This is a genomic window from Bartonella vinsonii subsp. arupensis OK-94-513 (genome assembly GCF_000278235.1).
GTDB classification, from domain to species: domain Bacteria; phylum Pseudomonadota; class Alphaproteobacteria; order Rhizobiales; family Rhizobiaceae; genus Bartonella; species Bartonella arupensis.
The window spans coordinates 169,147-189,764 of sequence record NZ_JH725038.1 but is presented as its reverse complement, the minus strand read 5'-3'; the positions used below and the strand labels follow the sequence as shown (position 1 = coordinate 189,764).

Annotated in this window: 18 protein-coding genes; 5 read left to right on the top strand and 13 right to left on the bottom strand. The window is 38.7% G+C overall.

Features of this window, described 5'->3' with window-relative positions; translation table 11 throughout:
* Positions 1–161: 161 nt before the first annotated feature.
* On the top strand, positions 162–3,047 hold the full coding sequence (locus tag ME1_RS05960) for an EAL domain-containing protein (protein WP_004864568.1): 2,886 nt from the start codon (positions 162–164) through the stop codon (positions 3,045–3,047).
* Between the two features lie 47 nt (positions 3,048–3,094).
* Here ME1_RS05960 and ME1_RS05955 read toward each other — a convergent pair whose 3' ends face one another.
* Entirely contained in the window at positions 3,095–3,679 is a 585-nt protein-coding gene (locus ME1_RS05955) for a YqgE/AlgH family protein (protein ID WP_004864566.1), read from the bottom strand.
* Positions 3,680–3,750: 71 nt separating this feature from the next.
* On the opposite strand from ME1_RS05955, the gene ME1_RS05950 reads away from it, so the two are divergent.
* On the top strand, positions 3,751–4,632 hold the full coding sequence (locus tag ME1_RS05950) for a protein-disulfide reductase DsbD domain-containing protein (RefSeq protein WP_004864563.1): 882 nt from the start codon (positions 3,751–3,753) through the stop codon (positions 4,630–4,632).
* 30 nt (positions 4,633–4,662) lie between these two features.
* On the opposite strand, the gene rnhA is transcribed toward ME1_RS05950, so the two are convergent.
* From rnhA to cyoE, 4 genes are all read right to left on the bottom strand, one after another.
* Positions 4,663–5,124: a ribonuclease HI gene (rnhA, locus tag ME1_RS05945; RefSeq protein ID WP_004864561.1), complete on the bottom strand. Its 462-nt coding sequence runs from the start codon at positions 5,122–5,124 to the stop codon at positions 4,663–4,665.
* A 5-nt stretch (positions 5,125–5,129) separates the two neighbouring features.
* A complete protein-coding gene (locus ME1_RS05940) occupies positions 5,130–6,089 on the bottom strand; it encodes a homoserine kinase (RefSeq protein WP_004864560.1) in 960 nt (319 codons plus the stop codon).
* Positions 6,089–7,138: a 4-hydroxy-3-methylbut-2-enyl diphosphate reductase gene (gene ispH, locus ME1_RS05935; RefSeq protein WP_004864557.1), complete on the bottom strand. Its 1,050-nt coding sequence runs from the start codon at positions 7,136–7,138 to the stop codon at positions 6,089–6,091. The genes ME1_RS05940 and ispH overlap by 1 nt, the downstream gene beginning before the upstream one ends.
* Before the next feature lie 187 nt (positions 7,139–7,325).
* Positions 7,326–8,261, bottom strand: a complete 936-nt coding sequence (gene cyoE, locus ME1_RS05930) for a heme o synthase (RefSeq protein ID WP_004864554.1) — start codon at positions 8,259–8,261, stop codon at positions 7,326–7,328.
* Positions 8,262–8,610: 349 nt separating this feature from the next.
* Between cyoE and ME1_RS05925 the strand changes: the two genes are divergently transcribed.
* Positions 8,611–9,168 (top strand): invasion associated locus B family protein, encoded by a 558-nt coding sequence (locus ME1_RS05925; RefSeq protein ID WP_004864552.1) that lies wholly within the window; start codon positions 8,611–8,613, stop codon positions 9,166–9,168.
* A gap of 107 nt (positions 9,169–9,275) precedes the next feature.
* Entirely contained in the window at positions 9,276–10,694 is a 1,419-nt protein-coding gene (gene tldD / locus ME1_RS05920) for a metalloprotease TldD (protein ID WP_004864550.1), read from the top strand.
* 62 nt (positions 10,695–10,756) lie between these two features.
* Here tldD and ME1_RS05915 read toward each other — a convergent pair whose 3' ends face one another.
* The 8 genes from ME1_RS05915 to ME1_RS05880 form a co-directional block, all read right to left on the bottom strand.
* Positions 10,757–12,010: a class I SAM-dependent RNA methyltransferase gene (locus ME1_RS05915; RefSeq protein ID WP_004864548.1), complete on the bottom strand. Its 1,254-nt coding sequence runs from the start codon at positions 12,008–12,010 to the stop codon at positions 10,757–10,759.
* Entirely contained in the window at positions 12,007–12,753 is a 747-nt protein-coding gene (locus ME1_RS05910) for a TlyA family RNA methyltransferase (protein ID WP_004864546.1), read from the bottom strand. Before ME1_RS05910 ends, ME1_RS05915 begins: the two co-directional genes overlap by 4 nt.
* Position 12,754: 1 nt before the next feature.
* Positions 12,755–14,677 carry a 1-deoxy-D-xylulose-5-phosphate synthase gene (gene dxs, locus ME1_RS05905; RefSeq protein WP_004864545.1) on the bottom strand — a complete coding sequence of 641 codons (1,923 nt, stop codon included), beginning with the start codon at positions 14,675–14,677 and terminating at the stop codon, positions 12,755–12,757.
* 234 nt (positions 14,678–14,911) lie between these two features.
* Positions 14,912–15,166 (bottom strand): exodeoxyribonuclease VII small subunit, encoded by a 255-nt coding sequence (locus ME1_RS05900; protein ID WP_004864543.1) that lies wholly within the window; start codon positions 15,164–15,166, stop codon positions 14,912–14,914.
* 7 nt (positions 15,167–15,173) lie between these two features.
* Complete coding sequence (gene ribB / locus ME1_RS05895; protein ID WP_004864541.1) at positions 15,174–16,280, bottom strand: 3,4-dihydroxy-2-butanone-4-phosphate synthase; 1,107 nt, start codon at positions 16,278–16,280, stop codon at positions 15,174–15,176.
* A 3-nt stretch (positions 16,281–16,283) separates the two neighbouring features.
* Entirely contained in the window at positions 16,284–17,384 is a 1,101-nt protein-coding gene (aroC, locus tag ME1_RS05890; protein WP_004864540.1) for a chorismate synthase, read from the bottom strand.
* Between the two features lie 143 nt (positions 17,385–17,527).
* A complete protein-coding gene (gene fabI / locus ME1_RS05885) occupies positions 17,528–18,346 on the bottom strand; it encodes an enoyl-ACP reductase FabI (RefSeq protein ID WP_004864537.1) in 819 nt (272 codons plus the stop codon).
* 125 nt (positions 18,347–18,471) lie between these two features.
* Entirely contained in the window at positions 18,472–19,374 is a 903-nt protein-coding gene (locus tag ME1_RS05880) for a DnaJ C-terminal domain-containing protein (RefSeq protein ID WP_004864536.1), read from the bottom strand.
* Between the two features lie 317 nt (positions 19,375–19,691).
* Here ME1_RS05880 and pdxH point away from each other — a divergent pair, with 317 nt between their 5' ends.
* Entirely contained in the window at positions 19,692–20,315 is a 624-nt protein-coding gene (gene pdxH / locus ME1_RS05875) for a pyridoxamine 5'-phosphate oxidase (RefSeq protein WP_004864534.1), read from the top strand.
* The last annotated feature ends 303 nt before the right edge of the window (positions 20,316–20,618 follow it).

The window sequence follows — 20,618 nt, the reverse complement described above, 5'->3', positions numbered from 1 at the left end:
GAAGCAAATGAAAGGTTAACTTATTTTTGTATAAAATCGTATAACTTTTCAAAAGAAAATAATAACCGCTTGTTATGTAAAACAAATTATAAAAGGTGGACGTTTTTTCTCGAAAATCTAAATTAAAATGAAATATCCTAAAATACTGAGAGTGGGACATTGTGAAGAGTTTGCGTAAAATCATTGACATCATTTTCATTGTAATCGTCAGTTCTTTTATCCACCTTACGTCAGCACAGGCAGTCGAGCCTGTTAAAATTTCTTCTCAAGATGCTGCTCTTGATCTTTCAAAAGCAATTGAAATTCACCATACAAATAGCTCTATCTTTCAAACAAGTACAGCACCAGGACCAGATGGTATTGTATGGCGCATTGAGGTTCAGGCAAAAAGTGAAAATTTTTCTGGAAACTGGGCTGTATTTTCTCTTGCAAATCCAACAGATGAACAAATTGACCGTCTTATTGTGGCCCCCCATTATCGTATGGCGCATTCAGGATTTCTTTGGCCAGACCTCGGATCAGCACGAATTCAATCCATTACCCCAAGTGAAGGCTTTTCTCTCGATCGCCAGCCTAGTGCAAACTCTGATATCTTTCGTATTACACTGAACCCTGGTGCTGTTATCACATTTGTTGCCGAGCTTAACTCTGCAAATCTACCACAAATCTATTTATGGCAACCTGAAGCCTATAAAGATGCAATCAATTCTTATACGCTTTATCATGGTATTCTTCTTGGTATATCAGGTCTTTTAGCGCTCTTGTTAACCGTTCTTTTTGTCGTTCGTGGAACAGGACTCTTTCCTGCAACAGCAGCTATCGCTTGGGCAGTACTGTTTTATATTGGTATCGACTTTAACTTTTTAAATAAATTCTTTGCAATTACCCTAACAACGCAGCCGATCTGGCGCGCTGGTACAGAGGTAGCACTTGCTGCTACACTCTTCATTTTCCTTTTTACCTATCTCTGTCTTAATCGTTGGCACTATCACTTCAGTTATGGTGCAATTATATGGACCATTGCTCTTTGCGGTCTGGGAGCATTTTCTATTTATGACCCAACCAGAGCAGCTGGCATTGCCCGTCTGTCTTTTGGCCTCACTGCTGTACTTGGTATAATTTTAATCAGCTATTTTTCTATCCGCAACTATGACCGCGCAATTATGCTTATCCCAACATGGTTGCTTATTAGCTTCTGGTGTATCGGAGCTTATGCCTGCATAGCAGGGTATTTAAACAATGATATTATCCAACCGGCATTAGCAGGGGGATTGGTACTCATTATTCTTCTTATCAGCTTCACTGTCATGCAACAAACTTTTTCCAATGATGCTTTCCATGAAGGAATATTTTCCGACCTTGAACAACAAGTGCTTGCAGCAAAGGGAGCTGGAAATATTATTTGGGACTGGAATGTCGAGCGTGACCGCATTGTTGTACATCCAAATATGACCACTCTTTTTGGTATTGAAAGCCACAAACTTAATGGTCCTATGCACAACTGGATTTCAGCCTTGCACCATGATGATCGTGAGCGCTTTCAAGCTATATTGGATATTATTCTTAAAAATAAAAAAGGACGTATCGATCAAATTTTTCGACTGTCTTCCGGTGGTGGCTATTATCATTGGTTTTCTCTTCGCGCACGGCCAGCTATGCAAAAAGATGGAAAGATTACACGTGTTATTGGTACCATTGTTAATATTACCAATCATAAAAAATCTGAAGAACGCTTATTGTGTGACGCCATTCACGATAGCTTAACAGGTCTTCCTAACCAGCAAATTTTCTTCGATAGACTACAAAACTATACTTCTTTAGCTAAAGCAAATATCAAAATTAGACCAACTGTCTTTATGATTGACTTTGATAATTTCCGTCAAATTAATCGCAAATTAGGTATCGCTGTTGGTGATACTGTACTACTCATCATTGCACGTCGTTTGAGCCGGCTTATTAACTTTCAAGATACCTTATCACGCCTTTCTGCAGACCGTTTTGCAATCATTTTACTCAGTGAGACAGAGCCACAGAAAATTGCAGCATTTGCGGATCACCTGCATAAAACGATCTCAGCACCTATTTCACTCACAGAAAAAAAAATAACGCTTTCAACATCAATTGGATTGGTCACATGGAATGAAAGTAGGTCGACGGCTAAAGATATTTTAAATGACAGTGAACTCGCGATGATCCGTGCAAAACAAATGGGTGGTAACCATATTGAACCTTTTAGCCCTAGTTTTCGCACGTTAGGCATTGAACATAACACCATGGGGAAAGACATTCATACTGCCATAAAACGTAATGAAATAAAAATCCTCTACCATCCTATCCTTAATTTATCAGATGGACACATTATTGGTTGTGAAACAATTATAGAATGGCATCACCCAAGTTACGGAAATTTAAATGTCTCTGATTTTATTAAGATCGTAGAAAATGAAAAAATCGTTATGGATTTGGCGCAATTTATTATCGATCATGCTGTTATTGATCTTACAAATATACAAGAAAAATTTTCTCAACAGTCTTTCTTTATTTCAATTAATTTACCAAGTACAGAAATGATTCATCCGCGCTTTATCAGTCAATTGCGCTCGGCTTTACTTCGCCATCCCCTCAACAAAGGAGGCTTGATGATAGAAATATCCGAGTTTGTCTTAAGAAAAAACCCTGAACAATCAGCGCACTTTCTTGAACAAATTAAAGCTCTTGGAATTAATCTTGCACTCGATAATTTTGGAACAGGATATTCGTCACTTGCTTATCTCGTGCGTTATCCATTCGACATGGTTAAATTGGATCGCTCGCTTATCTCAATAGACTCTGTCAAGAAAAAGCTGGTCCTTAAGTCTATTATTAATATGGCAATTGACCTTAATTTGCAAATTATCGCAGAAGGCGTTGAAAATGAAAAAGAAGCAATCTTCCTACGCCAAGAAGGATGTAAATATGTTCAAAGCACACTTGTGACTAAGCCAATTGCCATCGAAGAATTAATCATTCTTATTCAAAATCATTTCCCTTATACAACCAAAACATAGTGAATAGGATACTGTGCACAATCAAATACTTAGAAAATAGTAAAACTCTACGCATGCCCCATTTCAGAAGCGAGATAGGTTGGGTTGATTCCCATGCGATTTAGGCTCTCATCGTATTTGCGACTTAAATCGCTTCCAAAAAGAAAACTAGGCGATGTAGAGCTAATTAACCAACCATTCGTAGAAATTTCTGCCTCGAGTTGTCCAGCTTTCCATCCAGCATAACCTAATGCTATCAATGCATGCTGCGGGCCTTGTTCACAACTAATCGCTTTTAATATATCAATCGTTGCAGTAAAACAGACCTTATCTGCAATAGAAACAGTTTCTTCACAAGCATAATCATCAGAATGCAGCACAAAACCTCGTGAGGGATCGACAGGTCCACCATAGCGTACTGGAAACTTTTTTATCGGTTCAGAAAGTCCTTTTTTTTGACCACTGTTTATAACCCCAAGATGAAGCAAAAGCTCTGGAAAATCAATATGATGCAATTGATTGAGAATAATCCCCATAGCACCAGCATCAGAATGCGCACAAACATAGATAACAGAACGAATAAAACGTTTGTCATTCATCCCTGGCATTGCTATGAGTAACTGTCCCCCTAAAAAGCCATTACACTGCTTCATAACTCTGCTATTCTCCATAATTTACATGATAAAAGTCACTTTAGTGAGTACAATAGGAAAATAAAGCTCCAATGAAAAAAATTCCAATATTTATAAGGTTACAAGATATCGTAATTTCCCTTTATAAAAAACTTTTAGTTACTTTTAGCTTAACGTTCATAATTTTAGAATTACTTAACTTCCCTGTTAGAGCTCACACAAAACAAAACGCATATCTTTTGGCAACATCTTGGTATGAATCAGATGGTGGACGTATCAGATTAGCTCTTACTGAACCCTCTCTTTCTGGAATAAGAGAGGGTATTATTGAAATTGTTCTTAAACCCAAGTGGAAAACCTACTGGCGTAATCCTGGTAATTCCGGAATGGCACCATTTTTTACTTTCAACCAACAGGTTTCTTATGAAATCTTTTATCCCACACCACAGCTCTATGAAACAGAAAATGACTGGTCATTAGGCTACAAAGACAAAGTCGTCTTGCCCTTCACTATTACCGGTTCAAGCAAAAATTTAAGTGGCACTTTAACACTTGGATTATGTCACAAAATCTGCCTTCCCTTTACTGTTCACTTTGATTTTTCTCCATCAGTTCAAAAAAACAAATATCTTCCTTTATCCTTGTTAAAGAAAGCTCAAGATACTTTACCTCGTACAACGCATGATGCATTTAAAATAAGCACTGAAAAAAAAGAAAACACGCTCTTCATTACAATACAAAATAAACATAAAATTACTCCTCGCTCTCTCTTTTTAGATGGAGGAGAAATGCAAATTGGACCAACAAAAAAAGTAACTGAAAATGCAGACTATACACTCTTTAGCGCTCCAATCTATTTCATCACAGATGAAGCAAATCATACAATCTTTTATACAGTTTCTTTTAAAAGCCATGCTTTAAGTGGAACATTTACACTTTATGCACAACCAACCCCTCTTTCTACTCCGCGATAAAAGAGAAAGGCCTGAACAAAAGGGCTCTTTCTAAAAAGATCCGTTTTCACGATATTCACTAATTGCTTTCCGAGCAAGAGCATCTGCCCGCTCATTCTCTGGATGCCCTGCGTGCCCTTTTACCCAATGCCATCTGACAGTATGGCGAGAACAGGCATCTTCAAGATCCTGCCATAATTCCATGTTTTTCACAGGATTTTTTGATGCCGTACGCCAATTATTTTTCTTCCAATCTTCAAGCCACATAGAAATACCATTGCGTACATAAACTGAGTCCGTATAAAGATCGACTAAACAAGGTTCTTTAAGCGCCTTCAATGCATGAATTGCTGCCATTAATTCCATTTGATTATTGGTCGTGTGCTCTTTTCCACCATAAAGCTCACGTTCATGACCATTCCAGCGTAAAATTGCTCCCCATCCTCCTACTCCAGGATTACCCGAGCAAGCCCCATCTGTATAAATTTCAACGACTTTTTGTTGATTTAACATAGAATTCAAAAACCCACTTCACTCAAGGAATCTACATTACTGAAAAAACAAAGCTTATGCCAATATTCCCACGGATCTTTCTTAACGACAAAGCTCTCTGGTGGTGTATTGAACCAATCATAAAGACGTGTGAGTAAAAAACGTAAAGAAGCACCTCGCGCTAATAAAATAATTGCTTTTATTTCTAAAGGTATCAATGGCCTTATTTTTTGATAATTTTCCAATAACTTGCGTGCTTTGGTAAGATTATAGGAATAATCCTGTTCAAAACACCAAGCATTCAAACAGATAGCTAAATCATAAGCCAAAAAATCATTACAAGCAAAATAGAAATCTATAATACCAGAAAGACGATGATCCAAAAAAAACACATTATCGTTAAATAAATCAGCGTGAATAACACCTGTTGGTAAATTTGACGGCCAATTTTCTTGTAAAAAAGACAATTCCGTACCAATTTTTTTTTCAAACTCTTTTAGCAACGCATCTTTGCTCGTTTGACAATGTTCCCACAATAATTTCCAATCCATAACAGAAAGAGTATTTTTACGACTCAGTGTAAAATCCTCTCCTGCTAAATGCAATTGCGCTAAACCAGATCCCACTTCACCACAATGATATATATTGGGCTGACGAATCCACACTCCTTCCAGAAAAGTAATAATAGCAGCAGGGCGTCCTGCTAATTCACCAATCATTGTCCCATCATTTTGTACTACTGGTTGTGGGCAAGGAATTCCACGCTGCTTTAAATGCTGCATAAGGTTGCAAAAAAAGGGCAAATCATCTTTTGAAATACGTTTCTCATAAAGCGTTAAAACAAACCTTCCTTCTGTTGTATACAACATAAAATTAGAATTTTCGATTCCCTCCGCTATGCCTTGATAGGATAAAAGTGAACCTATCGAATAACGTGTTAAAAATGCCTTCAAATCATTTGGATGAATATCTGTATAAACTGCCATTATTTTGCTTTCGTTAAAGGCATATCCTGATTGTCATTTTTCAGCATCTCAGCTCGACCATTGACAAAAGCCGTATCTTGAGGAGTTAAAATGACATCACGTAACTCGCGACTTACCAAAAATGTTTCCGTTTCCACCACTGTTTCAACCAATTCTATTGTAACATCATAACGTTCCCGAAAAGCTGAAATAATTTCTTCAATAATAATTTCAGGAGCAGAAGCTCCTGCTGAAAGACTTACAACAGAAAGAGCACCCAGATGATCAAAATCAATTTCATCAACCCTCTGAACTAAGACAGCTCGCTGCGCACCAGACCTTTCAGCAACTTCTACCAACCGTCGTGAATTAGAAGAATTCGGTGCTCCAACAATTAAAAATAAATCGCTCCCTAATGCCGCTGCCTTAACAGCATCTTGTCGATTTGTAGTGGCATAACAAATTGATTCAGCAGCCGGAGCTTCTAATGTAGGAAAACGTCGTTGTAACACATTAAGAATCTCTGCTGTATCTTCAACAGAAAGTGTTGTTTGCGTCACGAACCCTAATTTATCCGGATCATGAGGTTGATAATGTAAAGCATCCTCAATCGTTTCAATTAATGTCACATCTCCTTTTTCAAGCTGCCCCATTGTTCCTATTACCTCAGGATGGCCAGAGTGACCAATTAATATAACATGACGTCCATGCCGTTTATGCCGTATCGCTTGTTTATGAACTTTAGAAACTAACGGACATGTTGCATCTAGATAAAACAAATTATAGCGACGTGCTTCTTCTGGTACAGACTTTGGCACACCGTGAGCAGAAAATACAACAGGTTGGTTGTGGTGTTTTTCTGGAATCTCATCAAGTTCTTCAACAAACACAGCCCCACGTTGTTCCAATCCTTCAACGACATAGCGGTTGTGTACAATTTCATGACGAACATATACTGGAGCACCATATTTTTTTAATGCAAGAAGAACAATCTGAATAGCACGATCAACTCCTGCACAAAATCCACGTGGACCACAAAGACGCATTGTTAAAGGAGGACGTAGAGACATAAACCATCCTTAATATCTATAACTTTTATCACAATTTTAAACGAACTCTTGTTATGCATGACACAAGTGGTGTAAAGAAAAACACTGAAAAATACTACCTTTTCCGTAAAAACACTTAATATATGGCAGTTTCTTATCGTATTTTTCTGCAGACAAAGCTGTTTTTAAAGCTCGCTCTTTCATTTTTCTATGCTAGAAGATGATAGAATATCAAAGTTTCAATTAAAAGAGTGCCAAAGAGAGCTGCCAAATAAAATAACGAAAAGAAAAATGTTTTTTTTGCCATTAAAAGAGTTGCATCATGTGTATCAGCTTTCCACAAACGATAAGCAAAATAAATAAAAATAACGCTTAAAATTAATGAAAAAATACCATAAAAGATTCCTGCAAGACCGATAATGTAGGGCCCAGCAGCGCATATGGCCATAAGAACAGTATAAAACAAGATCTGTTTTTTTGTTGAATGTTCGCCTCGTACATTAGGCATCATAGGAATGCCCGCCGCATCATAATCGAGAGATGAAAATAAAGAAAGAGACCAAAAATGTGGTGGTGTCCACATAAAAATGATTAAAAATAATAAAAAACTCTCAATACTCACTGTACCCGTTGTTACAGCCCATCCAATCATTGGTGGGAAAGCTCCAGATGCACCGCCAATAACAATATTTTGTGGCGTTATACGCTTTAGCCAAATTGTATAGATAACGACATAAAAGAAAATTGTAAAAGCAAGAAAAAATGCTGCAAACCAATTAATGAAGCTCCCCATAATAAACACGGAAAGCACAGAAAGAACCATACCAAAAATAAACGCCTTCTGTGAGCTGATTTTACCAGTGGGAATAGGACGATTTTTGGTACGTTCCATCACTGCATCAATATCAGCATCATACCACATATTAAGTGCTCCTGCACCACCACCCCCTAGTGCAATACACAAAATTGCTAAAAAACCATAAAATGGATTAATAGAAACTGGTGACACCACAAGTCCAACTAAAGCTGTAAATACAACGAGTGACATAACCCGTGGTTTTAAAAGCGTGATATAATCACCAATACCAGATTTTGGCGGAATTGATTTATCACTTGCTGCTGATAATTCTTCTGAAACAAACATTCCACTCAAAGACCTTTTCTATTTCTGTCATCCATAAACAAATACTGCTTAGCATATGGGAATGACCAATGAGGAGCACAGTGTTTTTGAAAACATATATCTTTCAAAAACAGATGAAGATTTTTGCAACAAAAATACATTTTTTCAACATACATTATTTCTTAAACAACAAGCATACTTTATACATCATACTAGGCATCATAACGCAACGCTAAAAGCCTTGTTTTCTATGACATATTTTATCTTGTGCATATGGATTAATATATTTGGGGAGATAATAGTTTTGTGTTATAACTTTGGTTAGAGAGTTCATTTTTTATACAGAGCTATATAGTATATTGTAGTGCTAATGCGGTTAGGGTTTTCTGTGGTACTTTATAAATTGCTAAAAAAAACTTTCTTTGTTGGTGTTATTCTTTGTGCACTCTGTAATATCTCTGCTCATCTTGCATTTGCACAAACATCTCGCGTACAAAGTGTTCCTGCCCCACAAACCTACGGTGCATGGACAAAAGTTTGTTCTCTCCCACCAGGTACACCTAATATGCAATGTGAAGTTGTCCAAAATGTACACACACAAAATCGTCATGACATTACTCTTCGTGTTACATTTTATAAACTCCCTAAAGATCAAGGAGCTTTGATGCGTGTGTTTGTTCCGATCCGTGTAGAGTTACGTCCTGGTGTTGGTCTCAAAATTGACGATAAAAATATGGGAAGAGTAGAATATCGCCGATGCCTTGGTGATAATTGTGTTGCTGAAGCTGTCCTTAAAAAAGACATATTACAGCTCTTTTTTAAAGGTAAAATAGCAACCTATTTTATTTTTACAACTCCTGAGCAAGCAATTGGAGGAGCCATTGATCTCAAAGGGCTTAGCGATGCTTATGCAACTCTACCAACTTAACAAATTTATGCATATTGAATAATTAAAACCTCATAACGCGCTCTACAGCTTCTAAAAAAGATAACTAGAAGTTTTCCAATCCTCTATGAAAATAGGATATAACCACTATGAAATCACTGATTGACCATTTTGATATTGCTTCATCTAAAGTGCAATCACTTGTACAAGAAACACTTCATCATGCTGATGATGGAGAACTTTACCTTGAGTATACAGAAAGTGAAACACTTTTATTTGATAATGGACAGCTTAAAAATGGCTCATTTCATCAAGATATGGGATTTGGTCTGCGCGTGGTTGCTGGAGAAGCTACTGGATATGCGCATTCTAGTGAATTAACAGCTGCTGCACTCAAACGTGCCAGTGAAGCAGCTAAAGCTGTTACCTATAATAATCACACAGGACCTTATAGTGTAGCACCTCAACAGACAAACAAAAGACTCTATCAACCCCATAATCCTCTTGACGCACCATCATTTGAAGACAAAAGTACGCTTTTGCAAACAATTGATGCCTATTTACGTGCAAAAAATGATAAGTTGCACCAAGTGACTGTTTCTCTTTCCGGTTCTCTCCAGCATGTTGAAATTTTACGCGCAGATGGTCATTTGATTCGTGATGTTCGTCCTCTTGTACGACTGTCTATATCTGTAGTTGCTGCTGAGGGTAATCGGCGTGAAAATGGCTTCTATGGATGTGGTGGGCGACAAGCATTTAGCCAGTTTATACATGAAGAAAACTGGAAAAAGGCTGCTGATGAAGCTTTGCGTATGGCTCTCATAAACTTAGACGCAGAAGCAGCGCCAGCTGGAACGTTTGATGTCGTCTTAGCCAATGGATGGCCCGGTGTTATGCTCCATGAAGCTGTAGGCCATGGTTTGGAAGGTGACTTTAACCGCAAAAAAACCTCTGCCTTTGCTGGACTTTTGGGCCAACAAGTTGCTGCAAAAGGTGTTACAGTTGTTGATGATGGTACAATTCCTCAGTGCCGTGGCTCACTCACTGTCGATGATGAAGGAACCCCATCAGGATATAACGTTCTTATTGAAGATGGAAAACTTATTGGTTTCATGCAAGATAGGCTAAATGCCCGTCTTATGGGTGTTAATCCAACCGGAAATGGACGGCGTGAATCCTATGCACATGCACCAATACCGCGGATGACCAATACGATCATGCTAGGAGGCGATAAAACACCTGAAGAAATTCTATCCTCATTAAAAAATGGTATTTATGCTGTTTCATTTGGTGGAGGGCAAGTTGATATCACTTCTGGAAAATTCGTCTTTGAATGTACTGAAGCTTACAGAGTAGAAAATGGCAAAATTACAGCACCTATTAAAGGTGCAACCCTTATCGGAAACGGACCAGACGCCATGAAACATATTACAATGATTGGCAATGATAGCAAACTTGATAATGGTATCGGTATGTGCGGGAAAGCTGGACAAAATGTTCCTGTTGGCGTCGGGCAACCTCATCTGCGAATTAATAATATGACAATTGGTGGAACAGCAGTTTCGTAAAATATACTCAATCAACTCATTATAAAAATCTCAATAAGATTCAAAAGACTCTTCAATTGAGGCTAAAGTTTCCAGCTTGCCTTTGCTTTGCGTTTGCTCAAAAGTGCAACAATTTCAACATGGGGTGACCATAAAAATTGGTCAATTGGTATGATTTTTTCTACTGTATAACCACCTGCTACAAGAAGAGATAAATCACGCGCAAATGTAATAGGATTGCATGAAATCGCCACGACACGAGGTATTGTTGTTTTTGCCAATTCACGTACTTGTTGTTCTGCACCAGCACGTGGAGGATCAAAAACAACACACTCAAAACATTCAAGTTCCTTCACAGAAAGTGGACGACGGAAAAGGTCGCGTTTCTCACAAGTTACTGTTTTTAATCCCGTTGCAAAACGTGCAGCAGAATCTAAATTTGCTAACGCTCGCTCATCATTTTCCACTGCATGGACATTCATCTTTCTCGCCATGCGGAATGTAAATGTTCCTACCCCAGAAAATAAATCAAGAGCATTTTTTGCTTTTTTTAAATGGGACAAAATAATATTGCCCATCATATTTTCTGCTTCAAAAGTCGCTTGGAGAAATCCACCAGCCGGAAATTCAACACAGACATCTCCGAAATAAATCAATGGTTTTTCTTGTTCAACTAGAACTTCCCCTTCAACTGACAGACGCGTAATTCCACACAAAAGAGCTATACGTACCATTTTCTGACGAATTGACTCATTGTGTATAGCACAACCACTTAAAGCAACATCAAAACCATTTTCAACAAGTGTGATCGTGATATGAAACCGTTTAGCATAATTGCTTAAACAAGCACAAAGAATCCTGATATCATTTAGCTTAGATATAAGCTCTGGTCGGCTTACTGGACATTCCTCAAGAGCTACAATCTCATGAGAGAGGTAACGATTAAAACCAACTCTCTGACCTTGTGGAGTCATAAATGCTGTTAAAGTCATTCTCCGTCGGCTATGGGGCTTACATTCGATTAAAGGAGAAACGGCAACATCAATCCCATACTCTTTAAGCGCATCAACAACCAATTGTCGTTTCCATTCGCGATAAACATCAGGATGCCAATGCTGAAGTGCACACCCCCCACATTCTCCAAAATGCTGGCAAAGAGCATCAATGCGTTCTGATGATTTTTCCTTTAATGCTCTGAGAGTAGCATATTTTCCATGAATGGTGATTTCAACACGCTCTCCTGGTAAAGTAAAAGGAACATAAACCAAACCATGTAATGTTTTGACAACACCATGACCATTCATCCCCATATAGTCGATTATGACATTGTCATTCACTTTTTTTTTTCTCCAAATAACAAATATTCTAAATTACCATCACCACCTGCAATAGGTGAAGGAAGCAAACCTTTTGCAATCCACCCTCTTTGTGTGTTTAACCAATTAAAAAGTCTTTCAGCACTTTCCTTCGCCATTAATGGATCTTTTAATACTCCCCCCTTGCCAAGAGCTTGTCGACCAACTTCAAATTGAGGCTTTACTAATAAAATGGCTTGAGCTCCCTTTTTGGCTAAAGACAAAACAGGAGGTAATGCAAGTTTAAGAGAAATAAAGCTGACGTCTGAAACGATGAGATCAATTTCGCGTCCTCCTAAATGTTCTTGTTTCAAATCTCTAACATTTAAACCTTCTAATAAGGTTATCGCACTGTTGCTCAATAAACGCACATCCAATTGATGATGACCAACATCAACCGCAATAACATGAGCTGCTCCACGTTCTAAGAGAACTTGTGTAAAACCGCCTGTTGATGCACCAATATCAATGGCAGTCACTTGGTCTGTTATAATTGGAAAAGCATCAAGTGCACAAATCAATTTTAACGCTGCACGTGAAACATAATTCTGTGCTGGATCACAAACGACAATTTCTGCATCATCAGGAATGATTTGCCCAGCTTTAAAAACTGCTTTACCATCAACCTTAACAGTTTGGCGCATAATAGCATCACGCGCTCGTGAGCGTGTCGTAAAAAAGTTTTTTTCAACTAAAAGAACATCAAGTCTTTTCCTAACAGCCATCTCATACTCGAAATTTCTGCACTGTTCGAATCTTGCGTCCTAAAGCAGTAAAAACCGTGTTGATAATACCAACAGCATCAAGTCCTACACGAGAAAGAACTTTCTCTGGTGAACCATGGCTTAAATATTCATCAGGAAGTTTTAATGTGCGAACTTTCAAACCATGATCTAAAAGCCCTTCTTGCGCCAAAAATTGTAATAAGTGCGCTCCAAATCCACCTATTGCACCCTCTTCAATTGTCACTAATACTTCATGCTCACGTGCTAAACGACGCATCAAATCCTTATCCAAAGGCTTTGCAAACCGTGCATCTGCAACCGTCGTAGATAATCCTTCCGCAAGCAACTCCTCAGCAGCTACTAATACTTCTGACATCCGTGTTCCAAAACACACTAAAGCTATCCTGTTACCTTCACACAGAACACGCCCTTTTCCAATCTCTAATAACTCACCGCGCTGCGGTAAATCCATGCCAACACCTTCACCACGCGGATAACGAAAAGAAAGTGGACCCTGATCATAAGCTGCAGCAGTACGCACCATATGCATCAGCTCGACTTCATCAGACGGCGCCATAACAACAAATTCAGGAAGAGTGGTCAAAAAAACAATATCAAAACTACCAGCGTGCGTCGCACCATCTGCCCCCACAAAGCCTGCTCGATCAATCGCAAAACGCACAGGTAATTTTTGAATTGATACATCATGAATAATCTGATCATAAGCACGCTGTAAAAAAGTAGAATAAATTGCAACAAAAGGCTTATACCCTTCACAAGCAATGCCAGCAGCAAAAGTGACCGCATGCTGCTCAGCAATGCCGACATCAAACATTCTTTCAGGAAATTTTTTAGCAAAAGCATCAAGTCCTGTCCCCGTGGGCATTGCTGCTGTTATACCCACAATCTTGTCATCATGACTAGCTTCTTCTATTAAAGCCTTAGAAAATACCTTAGTATAGGGGAGAACACTGCTTTGCGCTTTAACCTGTTGACCTGTTATAATATTAAAACGATTAACACCGTGATATTTATCAGATGACGCTTCTGCAGGTGCATATCCCTTTCCTTTATGCGTAACCACATGTACCAAAACAGGCCCATGAGGATATTCACGAACATTTTTCAAAACAGGTAATAAATGCTTTAAATTGTGTCCATCTATTGGACCAACATAATAAAAACCAAGCTCTTCAAATAAAGTTCCTCCAACCAAAAAACCACGTGCAAATTCTTCTGAAAGACGTGCTTTATCTAAAAAGAACTTGGGCAATTTTTCGCCTAGTACCTTGATCCGTTCACGCAAACTACGGTAAGCAGGACGAGAAACCAATCGTGCAAGATGAGCACTCATAGCACCTGTAGGTGGTGCAATAGACATATCATTATCATTAAGAACAACAATCAAACGTGCATTCAAAGCACCCGCATTATTCATCGCTTCATAAGCCATACCAGCAGACATAGCACCATCACCAATCACAGCAATGATATTCCGCTTTTCCTCTGCTTTTAAAGCACTAGCCACCGCCATACCAAGTCCAGCTGAAATAGAAGTAGAAGAATGACCTGCGCCAAATGGATCATACACACTTTCTGAACGCTTCGTAAAACCTGATAATCCCCCCTCTTGACGTAATGTGCGAATTCTATCTCTACGCCCTGTTAAAATTTTATGCGGATAAGCTTGATGACCAACATCCCAAATAATCCTATCCTCAGGTGTATTAAAAACATAATGCAATGCAACCGTGAGCTCAATAACACCAAGTCCTGCACCAAGATGACCACCCGTTACGGAAACTGCATCAATTGTTTCCGTCCGCAACTCATCGGCTAATTTTACCAAATCAGACTCAGGCAATGACCGCAAATCATGCGGTACACAAATACGATCAAGCAATGGCGTTAAGACCTGAGACAAAAAAAACTCCTTAATATTATCGCATCAAGAAAGCAAAATAGTAAGAATAGACTTCCTCCCCTCTTCTATATATAATTTTGCATATTGTTACTGAAAAATGTTCTCTACTGGTGATGATTTATGGTTTTTCCTACTTTTAGCTTATTTCATAAAAAAGAAACTGATAAAATTCGTTCCTTTTAAATAAGACACTGCTTTCCTCTCTTGCAATAAATATCCCAAAATTACTTAATATTATTCAGAATCAAGAAGCTCTACTCCTTCTGGAGATCCTCCCTCTGAAAGCTGAATTTTCTCAACTTTAGCTTCAGCGACTTTCAAAAGTTTCTCGCAGTGTTTTTTAAGAGATTCACCACGTTCATAAATATCAATTGATTGTTCTAAAGGAATATCTCCGCGTTCCAAATTCTCGACAATCACTTCAAGTTGCTTAAGCGCTTCCTCAAAACTTAAAGCCGTAATATCCCCCTTGTTTATCTCTTGTTTCATGCGATCCTCACAAGATGTCTGTTCTGGATATACGAATTCCAAAACCTTCTAAACCTACATAATGGCGCTCTCTAGAAGCATATACAATAACAGAACGAATTCCCAAATGTTTTAAAATTTGTGATCCTAAACCAATTTGGCGCCATTCTTCTTCACGTTTAATTGCCTGCATGTGGTTTTCTGAACCTTCTTTAACCATCTCCTGAATGCCAATAGCTGATTGTACACCAACAGATCCTTCACGCAAATAAACAAACACTCCACGCTTTTCTCGTTCCATCATGCGTTGTATGATAGCCATAATCTCTGAAGATTGACAAAAAACATCATTTATAACGTTTTCACGGTGCAACCGCACAGGAATATCTACACCGTCACGGATTTCACCAAAAACAATTGCAACATGCTGAACTGTTTCCCAAGGAAGTTGATAACTTTGAACAACAGCGGGACCTACCGATGTCTCAATATGCATTTCTCCAACATGCCTGATCAACATTTCTTTACGCTGGCGATAAGCAATTAAATCTGCAACCGTTATGATATGCAAACGATTATCTTGTGCAAATTTTGTAATCTCATCTCCATGTTTAACGCTCCCATCATCATTGACCAACTCACCGATAACACCAACTGGCGGCAAACCAACCAATTTACATAAATCAACAGCTGCCTCGGTGTGTCCTGAACGCATGAGAACTCCTCCTTCATGTGCAATCAAAGGAAAAATATGTCCTGGACGGACAAAATCGTTCGGACCGGCATTTGAATTTGCAAGATTACGCACCGCTAATGTACGGTCATGCGCTGAAATCCCCGTTGTTATCCCATGTTTAAAATCGACAGTAACAGTAAACTGGGTACGATGCGCTGAATTATTATCTGGCACCATAGGAACAAGATTAAACCGTTGGGCTTCTTCTTTGGGTAGAGGGGCACAAATAATACCCGTTGTATGACGAATGATAAATGCCATCTTTTCTTCTGTACAATGGACAGCAGCAACAATTAAATCACCTTCATTTTCACGGTCATCATCATCGGTAACCACAACAATTTCACCGCGTTCAAAAGCTTGAAGTGCAGAAACAATTTTGTTCTCATCATACGCCATTACTTACCTCTCAAAGCTCCCAACCTGACCGCGATGTCTTAAATAATGGTCAGCAATAGCACAAGCAACCATCGCTTCACCAACAGGAACCGCACGAATCCCAACACAGGGGTCATGACGTCCCTTCGTTATAACCTTTACATCATGACCATCAACATCAATGGAACGACGAGGTGTTAAAATTGATGAAGTAGGCTTCACAGCAAAACGTGCAACTATTGGCTGCCCACTCGATATTCCACCTAAAATACCGCCCGCATGATTGGATAAAAAAAGTGGCTTTCCATCACTGCCCATCCGCATTTCATCTGCATTTTCTTCTCCTGTCAGACGAGCTGCTGCAAAACCATCCCCTATTTCAACACCTTTCACTGCATTAATCGACATAAGTAGTGAAGCAATGTCTTGATCAAGTTTTGCATAAACAGGTGCTCCTAAACCTGCAGGAACATTTTCTGCAATAATTTCAACAACAGCACCAACAGATGACCCCTCTTTGCGTATTCTATCTATGTAATCACTAAAAACCTGTACCATCTCTACATCAGGTGTAAAAAAAGGATTGTTATCAACCTCTGTCCAGTTCCAACGATCACGATTAATCGTATGAGAACCAATGGCTATGACAGCTCCCCGTACAATCAAATCAGGAACAATTTTACGTGCAAGCGCACCTGCGGCAACACGTGCTACCGTCTCACGCGCTGAAGCACGCCCACCACCTCGAAAATCACGAATGCCATATTTAACATCATAAGTATAATCTGCATGACCAGGGCGATACTGATGGGCAATCGAACCATAATCTTTCGATCGCTGATCCGTATTTTGAAACAACAGAGAAATTGGAGTCCCTGTTGTCACCAATGTCGTTCCATCATCCTGAACAACAACACCTGAAAGCACTTCTACTTGGTCTGGTTCTTGCCGCTGCGTTGTATATTTGCTTTGTCCCGGTCGGCGCTTATCAAGATAAGCTTGGATCTCTGCAAGCGTAAAAATAATTCCCGGAGGACAACCATCGATAACACACCCAAGAGCAGTGCCATGACTTTCACCCCATGTTGTTACACGAAACAAATGACCAAATGTATTATGCGACATGAAAAATGATCCGTTTCTTCGTCAAATATACGCAACAACAACTTTTATTAAGTTGTATAAAACAACCTCTCTTTAAAAATACCCTTGGCCGTTTTAAATTCGGTCAAATTACCGCTGTTGAGTAAAGTTTTATAAACCAAACTTTATTCTTTAACGACGGAAATATCTGGGGCATCAACAGCTTTCATGCCTATGACATTATAACCTGAATCCACATGATGCACTTCACCCGTAACAGAACGAGACAAATCTGAAAGAAAATAAAGAGCAGAATCACCTACTTCTTCAATTGTCACCGTACGACGTAAAGGAGCGTTATATTCATTCCATTTTAAAATATAACGGAAATCACCAATGCCAGAAGCGGCTAATGTTTTAATCGGACCAGCAGATATAGCATTAACACGAATATGCTGAGGACCTAAATCCACTGCTAGATATTTCACGCTAGCTTCAAGAGCTGCTTTTGCAACTCCCATCACATTATAATTGGGAACAACCTTTTCTGCACCATAATAGCTCAGTGTTAAAATTGAACCACCATCTGACATTAATTTCTCTGCACGTTTGGCTAAAGCCGTTAAGGAATAAACGGAAATATTCATGGTCATCATAAAATTTGATTCGCTAATATCAATATAACGACCGCTTAACTCATCTTTATCAGAAAAACCAATAGCATGAACTAGAAAATCGAGTTTACCCCATTTCTTCTCTATTACTTTAAAAACTGTATCAATCGATTCACTGTCAGAAACATCGCAATGACCACAAACAATCCCACTTACTTCTTCAGCCAAAGGTTCCACACGCTTTCTCATCGCCTCACCCTGATAGGTAAAGGCAAGCTCAGCCCCCGCACTACTCGCCGCTTTAGCTATTCCCCAAGCGATAGAGCGATTATTAGCCAATCCCAAAATTAAACCACGCTTGCCGTACAATAAACCATTACCCTTAGCCATTAGCATTGCCCCATTGTTACTTAAAAATTAATATTATTTACCTGCCTATGGCATAGGTCAACTTTTTCTTCAAGCAATTGGTTTAAAATCAAAACAAAAACTACGCTTTACATCTCATTCAAAAATTAACCTTTTTGCATTTGCAAGAATTGTTCTAACGCAGCATCTCCACCTTCCGGTAACATGATACGAACATGCACATAAAGATCGTCTCTTGTGCCATTTTTTAAACGAAGACCTTTTCCTTTCAACCGTAAAACACGATCAGAACTTGACCAAGCGGGAAGGGTTAAAACTACACGCCCTTCCAAAGTTTCAACTTCTTCTTTTGCTCCCAAAACAGCATGTTGAAGCGAAACAGGTAAATCAAGATGGAGAGCCCTTCCTTCAACTCGAAAACGAGGATGTTTTTGAATCTGAATGGTTATCAACGCATCTCCTGCTTGCCCAAAAGGCACCTCTTCTCCTTGGCCTTTTAAACGAATAGTTTGTCCATCTTCAACGTAATCTGGTAATTTAATTTTTAACTTTTTTCCATTAGGAAAAACAGCTTCCACCTTTTCTGCTCCAACCATCTGCTCCAATGTTATGGCAAGATTGGCACGAACATGAGTACCCTGTTGAGAATGCGTATATTGTCTAGAATTTGAAAAGCTCCCTCCTCTACCAAACAAATCGCGAAAAATATCACTTGCATCAAAACCTGCACCGCCCGAAGAGCTAAAATCAAAACCTTTCGCCCCTCCAGAAAAAGGATTGTGACTATTGCCAAAGTTTTCACCAGCACCATAAGCTTGATAAAGCGGTTTTCCTTCCATATCAATTTCACCGCGGTCAAATTGGGCTTTTTTGTCTTTATCACCTATAATTTCATAAGCTTGATTAATTTCAGAAAACTTTTCTTTAGCCTTTACATCATCCTTATTGTGGTCTGGATGATATTTCTTTGCTAATTTCCTAAATGCCGATTTAATCTCTTGCGGTCTTGCGGTACGTGACACACCCAGAATTGCGTACGGATCACGCATATTGCCCTCTTTTCAATTTTTTCGTTTTGCAAATATCAAAACTGGTATGTTGTTAATATCTCTCACAGCTTTATCAAACTACTCTCAAGAATAACTTTTTCTCTCTTTATATGTCTATAAAGAGACCAAAATACCAGATAATAGAGATATTTTATTTTATAACTTATTGCATTTATACTAGAAACAAAAATGATTAAGATATCATAAGGGTACATGGTGGTGCTGTTTTTTTTAAGAAGAAAAAATAGCATTTTATTTCTTGGCAACAATGTAAATTAAAGAGCTTGCCACTATGCTCACTGAAACTCGGAGTTATTATGAACGATAAAGTAAAAAAAGACGATGGTTTTATGCAAATGCAAAAACCTTTTGCACTTTTTACAAAATGGCTTGAAGAAGCAACAGTGCGTGAAATAAATGATCCCAATGCTATGGCACTCGCAACAGTTGATGAAACGGGCTTGCCTAATGTTCGTATGGTTCTTCTCAAAGATTACAGTCCTCAAGGTTTCGTCTTCTATACAAACTATGAAAGTTGCAAAGGACAAGAAATTTTAAAATCAATGAAAGCATCCTTAGGTTTTCATTGGAAATCGCTACGTCGTCAAATTAGAATTCGGGGAATTGTTGAAAAAGTCAGTCCTCAAGAAGCAGATGCATATTTCCAATCGCGACCACGGGGTAGTCGAATTGGTGCATGGGCATCTAAACAATCTCGACCATTAGAAAACCGTTTTGTCCTCGAAAAAGCAATTGCTCAGTATACTACACGTTATGCGGTAGGAAATATTCCACGCCCACCTTATTGGTCTGGATTCCGTGTTAAACCCCTTTCTATCGAATTCTGGCGGGATCGCCCCTTTCGTCTACATGATCGCCTACTCTTTACACGCGATTCTGTTGAACATGACGATTGGCAAAGGCAAAAACTCTACCCCTAATTCTTCAAAATTTAAAATATAAAACTCTGTCTTCTTAATGATTAAACAACTCTTTGCAAACAAACGAGGAAAGCGTTGAATTCAGTTTAAACTGGAGAGTTAAAATCTTCACCATGAAGATTTGATTGATAACAATCTTATGCATCCTGTTCCGCTTGTAAACAAGTTATAATTATGCGTCCATCCGAGTACAAAGCCGTTTTAGAAATCCTTTATTAAAGTAATCAGCAATATTAAAAACAGAGCAGAGAAAAGGAAAAATAATTTTGCGCATTTCAACTTTGAGGACATAAATGGAAATGC